This is a genomic window from Streptomyces sp. NPDC001980 (assembly GCF_040296885.1).
GTDB lineage: Bacteria > Actinomycetota > Actinomycetes > Streptomycetales > Streptomycetaceae > Streptomyces.
The window spans coordinates 210,578-226,204 of sequence record NZ_JBEOYD010000005.1 but is presented as its reverse complement, the minus strand read 5'-3'; the positions used below and the strand labels follow the sequence as shown (position 1 = coordinate 226,204).

Sequence of the window (15,627 nt, the reverse complement as noted above, 5' to 3'; positions counted from 1 at the left end):
GTCAGTCCTCCAGTGCGGCGAGGCCGGGGAGCGTCTTGCCCTCGAGGTATTCGAGGGAGGCGCCGCCACCGGTCGAGATGTGTCCGAACGCGTTCTCGTCGAAGCCGAGGATGCGCACGGCGGCTGCGGAGTCCCCGCCGCCGACGACGGTGAAGCCCTTGGACTCGACGAGGGCCTGGGCGACCGCCCGGGTGCCCGCGGCGTAGTCGGGGTGCTCGAAGACGCCCATGGGGCCGTTCCAGAAGACGGTGGCGGCGTCGGCGAGCTTCGAGGCGTACAGCTTGCTGGTCTCCGGGCCGATGTCCAGGCCCATCTGGCCGGCCGGCATGGCGTCCGCGGCGACCGTGCTGGGGTTGGCCGGAGCCTTGCCCGACAGGTCCGGGAACTCGGGAGCGACCAGGGTGTCGACGGGCAGCACGATCTCGACGCCGGTCTTCTCGGCGCGCTCCAGGTACTCGGTGACGGTCGCGAGCTGGTCCTCCTGGAGGAGGGAGCTGCCGACCTCGTAGCCCTTGGCCTTGAGGAAGGTGTACACCATGCCGCCGCCGACGAGGATGCGGTCGGCCTTGCCGAGCAGCTGGTCGATCACGGCGAGCTTGTCGGAGACCTTGGCGCCGCCGAGCACGACGACGTACGGCCGCTGGACGTCCTCGGTGAGCTTCTTCAGGACGCCGACCTCGGTGGCGATCAGGTAGCCGGCGTAGTGCGGCAGCCGGGCCGGGAGGTCGTAGACGGAGGCGTGCTTGCGGTGCACGGCGCCGAAGCCGTCGCCGACGTAGACGTCCGCGAGGGCGGCGAGCTGGTCGGCGAACTCGCCGCGCTCGGTGTCGTCCTTGGACGTCTCGCCGGCGTTGAAGCGCAGGTTCTCGATGACCGCGACCTGGCCGGGCTCAAGGCCCCGCACCGCGTCGTGGGCGGCGGGGCCTACGGTGTCCTGGGCGAACGCGACCGGGGCGCCCAGCAGTTCGGCGAGCCGCTCGGCGGCCTGGAGCAGCGAGAACTTCAGGTCCGGGGCGCCCTTGGGGCGGCCCAGGTGGGAGGCGACGACCACCTTGGCGCCCGCGTCGGCGAGGGCCTTGACGGTGGGCAGGACGGCGCGGATGCGGCCGTCGTCGGTGATGAGACCGTCGGCCATCGGCACGTTGAGGTCGGCACGGACGAAGACCCGCTTGCCGTCGACCCCTTCGGCGAGGAGTTCGTCGATCGTCTTCATGGTTGGGGACTCCTACAGGAGGGCTCTTGATCGTACGAGGACTGATCGAACCGTATGTCGTCGGGTCGATCCTTACGTGCGTCAGGGCCCGGGCGGCGCGACCGTGCGCTGCCCGAGCCCTGCTACCGCATCGTGGTGCCTGTTCGGCCGATCAGAGCTGTTCGCCGACGAAGACCGTGAGGTCGACGAGGCGGTTGGAGTAGCCCCACTCGTTGTCGTACCAGCCGAGGATCTTCACCGTGTTGCCCTCCTGGACCATGGTCAGGGAGGAGTCGAAGGTGCAGGAGGCCGGGTCGCCGACGATGTCCGAGGAGACGATCTCGTCCTCGGTGTACGCCAGGTAGCCCTTCAGGTCGCCGTCCTCGGCGGCCTTCTTGAACGCGGCGTTGACCTCGTCCTTGGTGACCTCGCGCTGCAGCGTCACGACCAGGTCGGTGGCGGAGCCGGTCGGGACCGGGACGCGCATGGCGATGCCGTCCAGCTTGCCCTTGAGCTGCGGGAGGACCAGCGCGGTGGCCTTGGCGGCACCGGTGGTGGTCGGGATGATGTTCTCGGCGGCGGCACGCGCGCGACGCAGGTCCTTGTGCGGGAAGTCCAGGATGCGCTGGTCGTTGGTGTACGCGTGCACCGTCGTCATCAGGCCCTTGACGATGCCGAAGTTCTCGTCGAGGACCTTCGCCATCGGCGCCACACAGTTGGTGGTGCAGGAGGCGTTGGAGATGACGTGGTGGTTGGCCGCGTCGTACTTGTCCTGGTTGACGCCCATGACGATGGTGATGTCCTCGTTCTTGGCCGGAGCCGAGATGAGGACCTTCTTGGCGCCGCCCGCGATGTGCTTGGCGGCGTCGTCCTTGTTGGTGAAGATGCCGGTCGACTCGATGACGATGTCGACGCCCAGGTCGCCCCACGGGATGTCGGCGGGGTTGCGCTCGGACAGCACCTTGATGGTGTGGCCGTCGACGGTGATCGTGTCGGCGGTGTGCGACACCTCGGCCTTGAGGCGGCCGAGGATCGTGTCGTACTTCAGCAGGTGCGCGGTGGTCGCGGTGTCACCCAGGTCGTTGACAGCCACGATCTCGATGTCAGCGCCCTGCTCCAGCAGCGCGCGGAAGTAGTTGCGACCGATACGACCGAAGCCGTTGATGCCTACGCGGATCGTCACGAACCGATCTCCTCGTTGGTACGCCGGCCATGCGGTGCCGGCGAGCTGTGTTTGGGATGTCCCCGACCACCCATGACCCTACCTCCCTGAGGCTTCCGTGGTGACATCCAGATGCCCCATACACGGCGAGGCGGTCCGTACCCGCCAGTAGGGGTACGGACCGCCTCGGATCGAGGGTCGTTTTGCCCTGGTTTGTCAGGGAATGCCGACCGGTTTTTACCGCCCTTTCACTCGTTCGTGAGCGGGTCGGCTCACATGTCGAGTGCTGTCGGCATCAGTTGTCGAGTGCTGTCAACGCCTTCTTCACCAGAGCGGCACGATCGGCCGCGGACGTGACCTGTTCCAGGCCGAAACCGAGCAGCACGGTGCGGTCGGTGGTGACCGCTCCGTACGTCTTGAACAGGGCTCCGGTGCGCTCCCAGTCCTTGAGGACGGCCGGGCTGCCCGCGGGCGGGCCGGTCACGCTCCAGGGGCCGAGGGAGGTCTCGAAGCCCTCGGTCTCGGTGGCCGTGCCGCCGAGCACGAGCGAGGCGTCGTCGACGAGGACGCCGTGCCCGCCGGTGCTCGGGTCGGTGATGTAGCCGATGGAGACCTCGACGGTCTTGCCGGCGTATGCGCTCAGGTCGAAGCCCACCGGCTGCCAGCCCGCCGAGCTGCCGGTGAAGCTGTTCCAGGCGCCGCTGGTGCCGCTCGCGGTGCACTGGTTGTCCGCGATGGTCAGGTAGTGCTTGAGCCACGGGTGCTCGGCGATCAGGAAGCCCGCCCCGCACTCGCTCGGTACGGCGCTGCTGGTGGCGCCGTTCTTCTCGGGCAGGGTCGTCCAGTCGTCGCCGCCGACGACGTGCGCCTCGACCACCGCGTGGTCGTAGCCGGGTTCGGTGTCCCACAGCAGCCTGGCGCTGAGGGTCGGCTGCTGGGACGCGGTGACATTGGTGAGGTCGACGGTGCGGGTGAGGCGCTTGTAGGCGTCGTCGGTGTGGACGGCCGCGGCCATGTACGACCCGGAGTACGGCCCGTACGGGTTGACGGTCCCGGCGAACTGGCCCGCGCCCGTGCTGGCGAACTGGGGATAGGTGTCGGTCGAGAGCTCGTCGGAGGTGACGGCGTAGGTCCCGGCCTTGTCGAGCGGGTTCGCGGACGTGCCGCTCAGGGGCCCGCTGAAGCCGTCCAGGGTGCCGGAGCCGGTGAAGCCGTTGGCTCCGGGCGTCGACGTACGGGAGTAGGCGCCCAGGTAGTACTGGCTGAAGTCGTTCGACGGGGTGCCGTCGGCCAGGTTCACGCTGCCGCCGGCCAGCTCGCCGGCCTCGACCAGCTTGCCGCCCTCGTTGAGGTAGGCGCGCAGCTGGAGCTGGGTGTCGTTGCCCGGACCGCTCGTGCCCGAGTAGTGGACGACGGTCTTGAAGTGCTTGAGCACGCCGAGCGCGTCGGGCGCGCCCTGAGTGGCGACGTCCCAGACGACCGCCTTGTGCCCGGCGGCCTTCAGCGCGTCGACGTAGGTCTGCGCCTGGGTGGCCTTGGCGCCCTCCTCGGCGACCACCAGGGTGTCCGCCTTGGCCCGCTCGGCGACGGTGTACGTGAAGTGCGCGCTGGAGACCTTCTTGCCGCTCTTCGTCTCACCGGTGAACCACACCTCGACCTTGTCGCCCGGGTCGCCGTCCTTCACCTTGGCCCGGTACTCGTCGAAGTAGAGGTTGTCCCGACCGCCGTAGGTCTCGCCGCCCTTCCAGGGCTTGAGCGCCATGTCGCGCGTGCGGCCGCCGTTGACGCGGTACTTGAGCTCCTTGTCGCGGATCGCCTTGCGGACGACGACGGAGACCTCCTGGTCGGCGCCGCGCGAGTACGACGTGGAGAACGTCGCCGGGGTGAAGTCGGCGGCGCTCAGGCCGACCGAGGAGACCGGCTGGTCGGGGTGGGCGGCGGTCTCGGCGACGGAGAGCGCGAAGGGGATGTTCTTCTCGAACTCGTCCTGGATCAGCTTCTCGTCGTCCGGGAAGTTGAAGACCGACTGGCAGTCGGCGGCGTTCCAGGCGTCGTTCGGGTCGATGTTCGAAGCCGTCTGGCAGGTCGACATCTCGGGAGTGAACATCGCCATGCCGTTGACGTTCGACGCGTGGCCGTCCGCCTCGCCGTTGGTGGTGTACAGCTCCGAGGAGACCTGCGAGTGGTAGCCGGGGATCGCCGGGTTGTCCGGGGTGCCGGCGAGCGCCTTGTAGAGGACGTCGTCCGGGGTCGGGGTGGCCACCTGCCAGCCGACGCCGTAGAGGAGGAGCTCGGCGGCGGAGTGGTAGTTGATGCCGTACGTGAACCCGATCCGCTTCTCGAAGTCGTCCAGCGCCCTGGTCTCGGGCTCGGACTCGGGGCTCGTGCCGCGGTAGGTCTCGCTGGTGGGGTTGGGGGACGAACCCTCGTCGTCGTAGCCCCACTTGTAGCCGAAGTTGCGGTTGAGGTCGACGCCGTCGCCCGTGCTGATGACCCCGTCGCCGTTGACGTCCCGCAGGTTCTTGCGCCACAGGCGGGTGTCGGAGTTCTGGAAGGTGTAGTCGTAGCCGTCGGGGTTGGCGGACAGCACGAACCACAGCTCGGTCGAGTCGACGATCTTCTTGATGCGCTTGTCGGTGCTGTAGTTGTCCAGGTAGTAGTGCATCAGCCGGCGGGTCATCTCCGGCGTGATCCACTCGCGTGCGTGCTGGTTGGACACGTACAGCACGGAGGGCTTCGAGCCGTCCTTCGAACTCTTCGCACCCTTGGTCAGTTTGAGCGCGAGGATGTCCTGGCCGTCGACGGTCCTGCCGATGGACTCGACCTTGGTGAGACCGGGGTTGGCCTGCGCGGTCGCGAGGATCTCCTGTTCGAGCCCGCCGGTGCCGCTGTACGGGCGGAACACGCCCTGGGAGGCGTCCTCGACCCGGGCCTCCGCCTTGGCCGACACCGTGTGCTCGGTGAGGTCGACGCCCTGCTTCTCCAGCTTCTTCGCCTGCTGGTCGGTGAGGTACAGCTCGACTTCCGTCTTGCCGGATCCGGTGACCTGGTCGCCGAGTTCGTGGCCGTCCTGCCCGGCTTCGAGCAGGAGCGGAATCTGTTTCTTGGTGACGTCGGCGTGGAAGACCTTGACCTGGTCGGGGTCGGTCTGCCCTGAACCTCCGGTCCGCGCCTGGGCCATGGGTGCGAGTGCGGCCGAGCCGATCAGGAGCGCGCCGACAGCGAGGATCGATCTCGCTCTGTGTCTCATGAACCCCCCTAGCAGTGGTTCGCCACGGCGGCGAACTCCTGCCAGGCTCATGACACTTCATGATCCAGTCAAGGGCGCCTCATGGCCAGTTCACGGTGGCTTAAAAGGGACGCAAACACCGGCGCCGACGACCGTCGCGGCCGTCGGCACCGGCGTGCTGACGGTGCCTCAGCCTGCGAGGTTGTCGGCCAGCTCCTCGGAGAGGTTGGCCTCGGTGCCCGGGATACCCAGATCGGACGCACGCTTGTCGGCCATCGCGAGCAGCCGGCGGATCCGGCCCGCGACGGCGTCCTTGGTGAGCGGCGGGTCGGCGAGCGCGCCCAGCTCCTCCAGGGAGGCCTGCTTGTGCTCCATGCGCAGCCGGCCGGCCGCCGCGAGGTGCTCGGGCACCTCGTCACCGAGGATCTCCAGGGCGCGCTGGACCCTGGCTCCGGCCGCGACGGCGGCGCGGGCGGAGCGGCGCAGGTTGGCGTCGTCGAAGTTGGCGAGGCGGTTCGCGGTGGCGCGGACCTCGCGGCGCATCCGGCGCTCCTCCCAGGCCAGCACCGACTCGTGCGCGCCGAGCCGGGTCAGCAGCGCGCCGATCGCGTCACCGTCACGGACGACCACCCGGTCCACCCCGCGCACCTCTCGGGCCTTCGCGGCGATGGACAGCCGGCGGGCGGCGCCGACCAGCGCCAGCGCGGCCTCCGGACCGGGGCAGGTCACCTCCAGGGAGGAGGAGCGGCCGGGCTCGGTCAGCGAGCCGTGTGCCAGGAAGGCGCCGCGCCAGGCCGCCTCGGCGTCGCAAGTGGCCCCGGAGACGACCTGCGGGGGCAGGCCCCGGATCGGCCGGCCCCGGCCGTCCACCAGGCCGGTCTGGCGGGCCAGCTGGTCGCCGCCCGCCACCACCCGCACGACGTACCGGGAGCCGCGGCGCAGCCCGCCGGGTGCCATCACGATCAGCTCGGAGCTGTGGCCGAAGATCTCCAGGATGTCCCGCTTGAGGCGCCGGGCCGCCATCGCGGTGTCCAGCTCCGCCTCGATCACGATGCGCCCGCTCACCAGGTGGAGGCCGCCCGCGAACCGCAGAATGGCGGAGACCTCCGCCTTCCGGCAGCAGGTCCGGGTGACGGGTAGCCGGGAGATCTCGTCCTTCACCGCTGCCGTCATCGCCATGGGCCGATCCTTCCATGCATCCGAAAAATACGGTCGTACGCGGCGGCCAACAGCTCCGGGTCGTGCCGGGGTGAACCGTCGGTCCGGGCCACGGGGCTCAGCTCGACCGCGGCTCCCAGCCGCTTGGCGGCCTCGGTGAGCGAGTCGCGGTCGGGCACGGCGGCCTCGTCGGCCAGCACCACGTCCAGGGCGAGTTTAGGGGCGTGTCGCCCCAAAACCTCCAAATGACGCTGCGGTGAGAAGCCTTCGGTTTCTCCCGGCTGCGGTGCCAGGTTCAGCGAGAGGACCTTACGGGCCTTGGTCTCGGTGAGCGCGTCCAGCAGATCGGGGACGAGCAGGTGCGGGATCACCGACGAGAACCAGGAGCCGGGGCCGAGCACCACCCAGTCCGCGTCCAGGACGGCCGCCACCGCCTCCGGCACGGCCGGCGGGTCGTGCGGCACCAGGTGCACGGACTGCACCTCGCCGGGCGTGAGCGCCACGGTGGCCTGCCCGCGGACGAGGTCCACCTCCTCGGGCCGCTCCGGATCGTGCCCCTTGACCAGGGCCTGCAGCTCAAGCGGCACAGCGGACATCGGCAGCACGCGCCCGTGCGCGCCGAGCAGCCTGCCCACCAGGTCCAGGGCCTGGACGTGGTCGCCGAGCTGCTCCCACAGGGCGACGATCAGCAGATTGCCGACCGCATGCTCGTGCAGGTCGCCCTTGGACTGGAAGCGGTGCTGGATGACCCGGGCCCAGGTCTGCCCCCAGTCGTCGTCACCGCACAGGGCGGCCAGGGCCTTGCGAAGATCACCCGGCGGGAGCACACCCAGCTCGTCGCGCAGGCGCCCGCTGGAGCCGCCGTCGTCGGCCACGGTGACGACGGCGGTGAGGTCGCCGGTGATCCGCCGCAGGGCGGCGAGCGAGGCGGACAGGCCCATGCCGCCGCCCAGGGCGACCACCTTGGGCTGGGCACCGCGGCGTCGCGGCCGGGCGCCGCGGGCCTCGACGGGACGGCCCGCGCGGGACTCGGGCACCACCCGGCGCAGCCTGCTCAGCCGTGGACTGCGCTCGGTCACTCGCGCCCCATGTCCCGGTGCACGACTACGGTCTCCACTCCCTCGGCGGCCAGGCGGGCGGCGAGCTTCTCGGACACGGCGACCGAGCGATGCTTGCCGCCCGTGCAGCCGATGGCGATCGTCACGTAGCGCTTGCCCTCCCGCCGGTACCCGGTCGCGATCAGCCGCAGCAGCTCGGCGTACCGGTCGAGGAACTCCTTGGCGCCCGGCTGGTTGAAGACGTACGCCGACACCTCCTCGTTGAGGCCGGTGTACGGGCGCAGCTCCGGCACCCAGTGCGGGTTGGGCAGGAACCGCATGTCGGCGACCAGGTCGGCGTCGACCGGCAGGCCGTACTTGAAGCCGAACGACATCACCGTCGCCCGCAGCTCGGGCTCCTCCTCGCCGGCGAACTGGGCGTCCATCTTGGCGCGCAGCTCGTGCACGTTGAGGCTGGAGGTGTCGATCACCAGGTCGGCGTCGCCGCGCAGCTCGCGCAGCAGCTCCCGTTCGGCGGCGATGCCGTCCACGATCCGGCCGTCGCCCTGCAGCGGGTGCGGGCGGCGCACCGACTCGAAGCGGCGGACCAGGGCGTCGTCGGAGGACTCCAGGAAGACGATCCGGCGGGTGACACCCCGGCTGTCGAGGTCGGCGAGGGACTCCCGCAGGTTGTCGAAGAAGCGCCGGCCGCGCACGTCGACGACGACCGCGATCCGCGCCACGTTGCCCTGGGAGCGGGCGCCCAGTTCGACCATGGTGGGGATGAGGGCCGGCGGGAGGTTGTCCACGACGAACCAGCCGAGGTCCTCCAGACACTTCGCCGCCGTCGAACGGCCGGCTCCGGACATGCCGGAGATGATCACCAGCTCGGGGATGGCCGCCTCGGGCACCCCGGCAGCGGTGGCGTCCGTACTCACTTCTGCTCCGTTTTCCTGGCCCGCTTCGGCTTGCGCTTCCTGCGGCTGATCCTGGCGCGCCTCGTTGTGCGTTTCCTTGGGCTCGCCCTGCGTTTCGCTGAACGCCGGATCTCGCTGTGCTGTGGGCTGTGCGTCGCGCTCGGTCATCTCTCCTGGCCCCGTCGATCGTCCGGGGCGCCCGCGGGTACGGGCTCCCCCGAGGCGTCCGCCGTCGTCTCGGGCGCCTCGTCTTCCCTGTCATCCATGATCTCTCCGGTCGCCGTGTTCACGGCGGGTGCGGCCGGGGCCGCCTGGGCGAGGGCCACGGCGATGGTCTCGGCCGTCTTACGGCCTATCCCGGGCACTTCCTGGATCTGCTCGATTGTGGCGGATCGCAGCTTCTTCACCGAGCCGAAATGCTTGATCAACGCGTGTTTGCGGGTCTCGCCGAGCCCCGGTACGTCGTCCAGGGGACTGGAGCGGAAGCGCTTGGCCCGTTTGGTGCGCTGGTAGGTGATGGCGAAGCGGTGCGCCTCGTCACGGATGCGCTGGAGCAGGTAGAGGCCCTCGCTGGTGCGGGGCAGGACCACCGGGTCGTCGTCCTCGGGCAGCCACACCTCCTCGAGGCGCTTGGCGAGGCCGCAGACGGCGATGTCGTCGATACCGAGCTCGTCGAGCGCCCGCTTGGCGGCGGCGACCTGCGGCTGTCCGCCGTCGACGACCACGAGCTGGGGCGGGTAGGCGAACTTCCTGGGACGGCCGTCCTCGTCCTTGAAGCCGTTGACGGGGCCGGCGTCGGGGGCGGTCGCGGGGGCGCCGGATTCCGTGGTGGCGTCGGATTCCGTGCGGGCGTCCTCGGTAGCGTCCTCCGCCCACTCGCCGGTCCGCTCCTTCTCGGCGAGGTAGCGGCGGAAGCGGCGGGTGATCACCTCGTGCATGGAGCGCACGTCGTCCTGGCCGGCGAAGCCCTTGATCTGGAAGCGCCGGTACTCGCTCTTGCGCTGCAGGCCGTCCTCGAAGACGACCATGGAGGCCACCACGTCGTCGCCCTGGAGGTGCGAGATGTCGTAGCACTCGATGCGCAGCGGGGCGCTGTCCAGGTCCAGGGCGTCGGCGATCTCCTCCAGGGCACGCGAACGGGTGGTGAGGTCGGAGGCGCGCTTGGTCTTGTGCAGGGCGAGCGCCTGCTGGGCGTTGCGCTGCACGGTCTCCATCAGGGCCTTCTTGTCGCCGCGCTGCGGGATGCGCAGCGAGACGTTCGACCCGCGGCGGCCGGTGAGCCACTCCTGGACCGGCTCGACCGGCTCGGGCAGCGCCGGGACCAGCACCTCCTTGGGGACGGCGTCGCCGCTCTCCTCGCCGTAGAGCTGCTGGAGGGCGTGCTCGACGAGAGCCCCGGTGGTGACGTCCTCCACCTTGTCCGTCACCCAGCCGCGCTGGCCGCGCACGCGTCCGCCGCGCACGTGGAAGATCTGTACGGCCGCCTCCAGCTCGTCCTCCGCGACGGCGATGAGGTCGGCGTCGGTCGCGTCGGCGAGCACGACCGCGTTCTTCTCCATGGCCTTCTTCAGGGCCTCGATGTCGTCGCGCAGCCGGGCGGCCCGCTCGTACTCCATCTCCTCGGCGGCCTCCGTCATCCGCTGCTCCAGACGGCGGAGGTAGGTGCCGGTGCGGCCGGCCATGAAGTCGCAGAACTCCTCGGCCAGTTCGCGGTGCTCCTCCGGCTCGACCCGGCCGACGCAGGGGGCCGAGCACTTGCCGATGTAGCCGAGCAGACAGGGGCGGCCGGTGCGGGCGGCGTTCTTGAACACCCCGGCCGAGCAGGTGCGCACCGGGAACACGCGCAGCAGCAGGTCGACGGTGTCCCGGATCGCCCACGCGTGGCCGTACGGCCCGAAGTAGCGCACGCCCTTCTTCTTGTGACCGCGCATCACCTGAACCCGCGGGAACTCCTCGTTCATCGTCACCGCGAGGTACGGGTAGCTCTTGTCGTCGCGGTACTTCACATTGAAGCGGGGGTCGTACTCCTTGATCCAGGAGTACTCCAGCTGGAGTGCCTCGACCTCCGTGGACACCACGGTCCACTCCACGGACGCCGCGGTGGTGACCATCGTCCGGGTGCGGGGGTGCAGGCTCGCCAGGTCCTGGAAGTAGTTCGCCAGGCGCTGGCGCAGGCTCTTCGCCTTTCCGACGTAGATCACCCGGCGGTGCTCGTCACGGAACCTGTACACCCCGGGAGTGTCCGGGATCTGTCCCGGCTTGGGGCGGTAGCTGGAGGGGTCGGCCATGTCTCACACCCTACTGGCGAGCACCGACACCGCGACGAGCCTGTGGACAACCGCGGGCGGGGCGGGCGGGACGGCGGGGGTACCAGGGGCTCCGAGGGGGCGAAGCCGACGGGACGGAGAGGCAGGGCCGAGGGAGCAGAGAGGGGCCGCAAGCCTGCGGGGGCGTTCGGGACGCCCGGCCGAGTGGGCGCCAGGGGTCCGTGGCCGGCGCTTCGTGGCCGGCGCTTCGTGGCCGGTGGCAGGTGCATACCGGCGGCAGGCCGGGGATCTCGGAGGTACGGCGATGCACCGTCGGAACTCGGTGCGCGGACTCCGCGCGTCCGGGCGAGCACAGCGGGCACCCAGCCCCCCGTGGTCTCCCGCCCGCCGTCCCTGCCCGTCCGGAGAACGGATCGCGGAATCGGACACCTCCGCGGCATCGCGAGCCGTTCCGGCGTTCCGCGGGCGCGGGCGCGGTGCGCGACCGGCTCGCCGCCGCTTCGCGGATCGTGACGGATCTTGCTCTGCTTCCTCCCCAAATCGACCCCTCATCCACGAACGATCTCCGGCCTCCTGGCCGAGAGCGGCACGGCCGTGCCGGCACGGTCCCGCCGGTGACAGGGGCGCGCCCCGGCCAGGTGGGCGCTCTCGACCGGCCGAAGGTGTTGTCGGGGATTGGTCAACACGCTTCAATGCGGTGGAACTCGGGGCCGTGAGCGACGGCCTGCGGACGCGGCGTGCCCAGGTGCGGCCGCCCCGGCGCCGACGGGGTGGCCCCGAACCGCGCCAACGGCCTGACCAGCCGTTGAACCCCCCGACAGAGAGGCCCCCTGCATGCGGCACGGCACACAGCACGCGGACGTCGCGACCGCGGAACTGGACTCGGCCCTGCGCGGCGGCCCCTTCCACGTGGCCCTGCGCGCCGCGATCGCCGCCCGCGGGCTGCCGCTCCAGCGCGTGCAGCACCACCTGTCCCGCTACGGCGTCAAAGTGGGCGTCACCAGCCTGAGTTACTGGCAGCAGGGTGCCCGTCGGCCCCAGCGCCCGGAGTCGCTGCGGGCCGTCCGCGCGCTGGAGGAGATCCTCCAGCTCCCGGACGAGTCCCTGATCCGGCTGCTCGCCGAGACCACCGACCAGGAGCCCGCCGTGCGCCGCCCCGCCACCCGCTCCTACCGCTCCCTGATCGAGGCATGTGACGTCCTCGACCGGATGCAGGCCGAGCTCGGCTGGTCCCTCGACGGCGGCCTGCACACCCTGGGACATCACGAGCGGGTGCGGATCGGCGCCCACCGTGAACTGGCCGCCCGCGAGTCGCAGCACATCGTGCGCGCCCACCGGGACGGCGTCGACCGCTTCGTGGCCGTCCACCACGGCGACCCCGGCTGCGCCCCGCAGCACATGACCGTGCGCGCGCTGGAGAACTGCCGTGCGGGACGCGTCCGTTCGGACCAGGAGACCGGCCTCCTCGTCGCCGAACTCCTCTTCGACACGCGTCTGCGCTCCGGCGACACCTTCCTCTTCCGCTACGCCGTCGAGGACGGCACGGCAGGTGCCTCACGCGAGTACGTCCGCGGCTTCGGCTTTCCGGGCGGCCAGTACACCCTTCAGGTGCGTTTCGCCGCCGACGCACTGCCGACCCGCTGCCACCGGTTCGCCCAGCACTCGGCGGCGGCCCCCCGCAGCGGCCGGCAGACCCTGCCGCTGAGCGGACTGCACCGCTCCGTCCACCTGGTCGAGCCCCGGGTACGGCCGGGACTGCTGGGGATCGGCTGGGACTGGGAATGAACCGGAGCTGACACCCAGCCCTCGGATCAGGCTCCCGGCCCCGCCACGAGCCGACCGTTCGCTGCCTTGACCGGCAGTTCGTTCAACGGCTCGGTGGCCGGCGACCGCACCACCTTGCCGGTGACCGCGTCGAACTCGCTGCCGTGACAGGGACAGACCAGGGTCGTGCCCTGGAGCTTGTTGATCGGGCACCCCGCATGCGTGCAGATCGTGCTGTACGCCTTCAGGGCGCCGTCGGCGGACCGGCTGACGACCACGTTGTGCTCCCGGTAGAGCCGGGCGCCGCCCTTGGTGACCTCGCTCTCGGCTCCGAGGTCGACCGGCGCGGTCGGCGTGGCCTCCGCCGTGGCCGCACCTCCGGGTGCCCGGCAGGCGGCCGCCCCCAGCCCGGCGACCGATGTGACGGCCGCTCCGCGCAGGACGGTACGGCGACTTGCGGAGGGGCGGGCGGGCACGAGGGGCTCCTGGTGGATCGGGGTTGCGGAACTCCGGGAGACAGCCGCCCGGGACCGTGCGGGACGACACTACCTGGGCGGATCGTCCCGCTTCGGGGTGGGGCGCAGTGAGGGCGGAGTTCACCCGATAGCGCGTAAACGCTTACGCAAGCGTTTACGCGGTCCTGCCGGATGGGGTAGCTTCCGGCCGAAGGCCCCACGGCGGCCCGAGCGGGAACCGACGTACCGATCGGAACCGGCAGCCCGAGCCGGAACCACTGAGCCCTTGCCCCGGGGGGGAAGCGACGAGGGGAGTCCCATGCCCACCATGGCCGACGTCGCCCGGAGCGCCGGTGTCTCCGTGGCGACCGTCTCCCATGTGCTGAACGAGACCCGCCCGGTGCTGCCCCACACCCGTCAGGCCGTGCTCGACGCCATCGAGGAGCTGGGCTACACGCCCAACACCCTCGCCCGCGCCCTGGTCACCTCCCGCACCCGCTCCATCGGGCTCGCGGTGTCGGCGATCAGCAACCCCTACTTCACGGAGATCCTCCAAGGCGTCGAGGCCGCTGTCCTGGAGCACGGCTACAGCCTGCTCATCGCCGACCCGCACGACGACCCCGAGCACGAACGCAAGGTCGTCCAGCTCCTCCACGAACGCCGCGTCGACGGCCTGATCGTCGCCCCCTCCGCCGACCCGCACGCACTCCTCGCCTACCTCGACCGTCATGCCGTACCGACCGTCCTCCTCGACCGGGTCATCGACGGCCGCGCGGACACCACCCCGCCCTTCGACCAGGTCTGCGCCGAGAACACCGAGCCCACGGCCCGGCTCGTCACCCACCTCGCCGGTCTCGGACACCGCCGGATCGGCCTGGTCGCGGGGCTGCCCGGGCTGAGCACCACCGGTGAGCGGGTCGCCGGCTACCGGCAGGGGCTGGCCACGGCCGGGATGGCCTTCGACGAGGACCTGATCGTCCCGGGCAACTCGGAATCCGCGGGCGCCGAGCAGGCCACCGCCGCCCTGCTGTCGCTCACCGCGCCACCCACGGCACTCGTCACCGCCAACAACGCGATGACCATCGGCGCCCTGCGTGCCCTGCGCGCGCAGGGCCTCTCCGTACCGGACGACATCGCCCTGTGCTGCTTCGACGACTTCGCCTGGGCCGACCTCTTCTCGCCGCGGCTCACCGCCATCGCCCAGCCCAGCAGGGAGCTCGGCGCCGAGGCGGTCCGGGTGCTCCTGGAACGGCTGACCTCACCCAAGCGGCCAGCCCGGACCGTACGGCTCCCCTGCACCTTCGTGCACCGGACGTCGTGCGGGTGCCGGGAGGAGGACAGCGCCGCGGACACCCCTCGTACCCCTAAGTACCTCTAGCACCCTTGGCACGCCTGGCACCCCTGGAAAGGAACCCTCTCGTGATCGTCGTCGCCGGTGAGGCACTGATCGACCTGGTACCGCAGGGCACGGGCGCCCTCGCGGCCCTGCAGCCGGCGCTCGGCGGCGGCCCGTACAACACGGCCGTGGCCCTCGGCCGCCTGGGCTCCCCCACCGCGTTCTGCTCCCGAGCCTCCCATGACGCCTTCGGCGAGGCCCTTCTGGACGGGCTGCGGCGGGCGGGTGTGGACGTCTCCCTGGTGGAGCGCGGCCCGGAGCCGACCACCCTCGCGGCCGCCACGATCGACCCGCGGGGCTCCGCCTCCTACTCCTTCTACGTCGAGGGCACGGCCGACCGCCTGTTCACCACCCCCGCCGGCCTCCCCGCCACGACCCGGGCCGTCTCCTTCGGCACGCTCTCGCTCGTCCTGGAACCGGGGGCGAGCGCCTATGAGGAGCTGATGCGCGACGCGGCCGGGCAGGGCCTGTTCACGGCACTCGACCCGAACATCCGGGCGGGTCTGATCGCGGACCCGGACGCCTACCGGGCCCGTTTCAAGAGCTGGCTGCCCTCGGTGACTCTCCTCAAGCTCTCGGAGGAGGATGCCTTGTGGCTGGGCGGCACCCCGCTCGAATGGCTGGCGGCGGGGCCCTCGGCCGTGGTGATCACTCACGGCGGTGACGGTCTCAGCGCCTTCACCCGCGACGGCACCGTGTACGCCGTGCCCGGTGAGGAGGTCGCCGTCGTGGACACGATCGGCGCCGGTGACACGGTGAACGCGGCTCTGCTGCACGGCTTGGCCGCTCAGGACGCCCTGTCCGCCGAGGCGCTCCTGGGACTGGGCGCCGACGGGTGGACGAGGCTGCTGCGATGCGCGGCGCGGGCGGCCGCGATCACGTGCTCCCGGGCGGGTGCGGAACCGCCGTACGCCTCCGAACTCGAAGGCTTCTCTCTCTGACTCGCTGTTGAGGGGTCAAGGTCCGTCGTGGCCGCGGGAATCCGGCGGCTGATCGTGGAACGAGCGGCGCCCCGCGGGAAGTTCCCGTGGGGCGCCGCTTTTCATCGGG

At 70.9% G+C, this 15,627-nt stretch carries 11 protein-coding genes; 3 read left to right on the top strand and 8 right to left on the bottom strand.

Annotated features, from left to right (window positions below):
* Position 1: 1 nt before the first annotated feature.
* From ABT137_RS09935 to uvrC, 7 genes are all read right to left on the bottom strand, one after another.
* Positions 2-1,213 carry a phosphoglycerate kinase gene (locus ABT137_RS09935; protein ID WP_351705282.1) on the bottom strand — a complete coding sequence of 404 codons (1,212 nt, stop codon included), beginning with the start codon at positions 1,211-1,213 and terminating at the stop codon, positions 2-4.
* A 151-nt stretch (positions 1,214-1,364) separates the two neighbouring features.
* Positions 1,365-2,375, bottom strand: coding sequence for a type I glyceraldehyde-3-phosphate dehydrogenase (gap, locus tag ABT137_RS09930; protein WP_351705280.1), 1,011 nt, complete (start codon positions 2,373-2,375; stop codon positions 1,365-1,367).
* A gap of 274 nt (positions 2,376-2,649) precedes the next feature.
* Positions 2,650-5,604, bottom strand: coding sequence for a M14 family metallopeptidase (locus ABT137_RS09925; protein WP_351705277.1), 2,955 nt, complete (start codon positions 5,602-5,604; stop codon positions 2,650-2,652).
* Positions 5,605-5,772: 168 nt separating this feature from the next.
* Positions 5,773-6,762: a DNA-binding protein WhiA gene (gene whiA, locus ABT137_RS09920; protein ID WP_030642347.1), complete on the bottom strand. Its 990-nt coding sequence runs from the start codon at positions 6,760-6,762 to the stop codon at positions 5,773-5,775.
* Positions 6,753-7,820 carry a gluconeogenesis factor YvcK family protein gene (locus ABT137_RS09915; protein WP_351705275.1) on the bottom strand — a complete coding sequence of 356 codons (1,068 nt, stop codon included), beginning with the start codon at positions 7,818-7,820 and terminating at the stop codon, positions 6,753-6,755. The genes whiA and ABT137_RS09915 overlap by 10 nt, the downstream gene beginning before the upstream one ends.
* Entirely contained in the window at positions 7,817-8,863 is a 1,047-nt protein-coding gene (rapZ, locus tag ABT137_RS09910) for an RNase adapter RapZ (protein ID WP_351705273.1), read from the bottom strand. Before rapZ ends, ABT137_RS09915 begins: the two co-directional genes overlap by 4 nt.
* On the bottom strand, positions 8,860-10,983 hold the full coding sequence (gene uvrC / locus ABT137_RS09905) for an excinuclease ABC subunit UvrC (protein WP_351705271.1): 2,124 nt from the start codon (positions 10,981-10,983) through the stop codon (positions 8,860-8,862). The genes rapZ and uvrC overlap by 4 nt, the downstream gene beginning before the upstream one ends.
* Before the next feature lie 813 nt (positions 10,984-11,796).
* Here uvrC and ABT137_RS09900 point away from each other — a divergent pair.
* Positions 11,797-12,747 (top strand): hypothetical protein, encoded by a 951-nt coding sequence (locus tag ABT137_RS09900; RefSeq protein ID WP_351705268.1) that lies wholly within the window; start codon positions 11,797-11,799, stop codon positions 12,745-12,747.
* A 26-nt stretch (positions 12,748-12,773) separates the two neighbouring features.
* Here ABT137_RS09900 and ABT137_RS09895 read toward each other — a convergent pair whose 3' ends face one another.
* Entirely contained in the window at positions 12,774-13,202 is a 429-nt protein-coding gene (locus tag ABT137_RS09895; RefSeq protein ID WP_351705265.1) for a Rieske (2Fe-2S) protein, read from the bottom strand.
* A gap of 298 nt (positions 13,203-13,500) precedes the next feature.
* On the opposite strand from ABT137_RS09895, the gene ABT137_RS09890 reads away from it, so the two are divergent.
* Positions 13,501-14,559, top strand: coding sequence for a LacI family DNA-binding transcriptional regulator (locus ABT137_RS09890; RefSeq protein WP_351705263.1), 1,059 nt, complete (start codon positions 13,501-13,503; stop codon positions 14,557-14,559).
* Positions 14,560-14,600: 41 nt separating this feature from the next.
* Positions 14,601-15,518, top strand: a complete 918-nt coding sequence (locus ABT137_RS09885) for a carbohydrate kinase family protein (RefSeq protein ID WP_351705260.1) — start codon at positions 14,601-14,603, stop codon at positions 15,516-15,518.
* The last annotated feature ends 109 nt before the right edge of the window (positions 15,519-15,627 follow it).

Coding starts and splice junctions, on each gene's coding strand:
- ABT137_RS09935 (WP_351705282.1), bottom strand. CDS start 1,213: ATGAAGACGATCGACGAACTCCTCGCCGAAGGGGTCGACGGCAAGCGG.
- ABT137_RS09925 (WP_351705277.1), bottom strand. CDS start 5,604: ATGAGACACAGAGCGAGATCGATCCTCGCTGTCGGCGCGCTCCTGATC.
- whiA (WP_030642347.1), bottom strand. CDS start 6,762: ATGGCGATGACGGCAGCGGTGAAGGACGAGATCTCCCGGCTACCCGTC.
- rapZ (WP_351705273.1), bottom strand. CDS start 8,863: ATGACCGAGCGCGACGCACAGCCCACAGCACAGCGAGATCCGGCGTTC.
- uvrC (WP_351705271.1), bottom strand. CDS start 10,983: ATGGCCGACCCCTCCAGCTACCGCCCCAAGCCGGGACAGATCCCGGAC.
- ABT137_RS09900 (WP_351705268.1), top strand. CDS start 11,797: ATGCGGCACGGCACACAGCACGCGGACGTCGCGACCGCGGAACTGGAC.
- ABT137_RS09890 (WP_351705263.1), top strand. CDS start 13,501: ATGCCCACCATGGCCGACGTCGCCCGGAGCGCCGGTGTCTCCGTGGCG.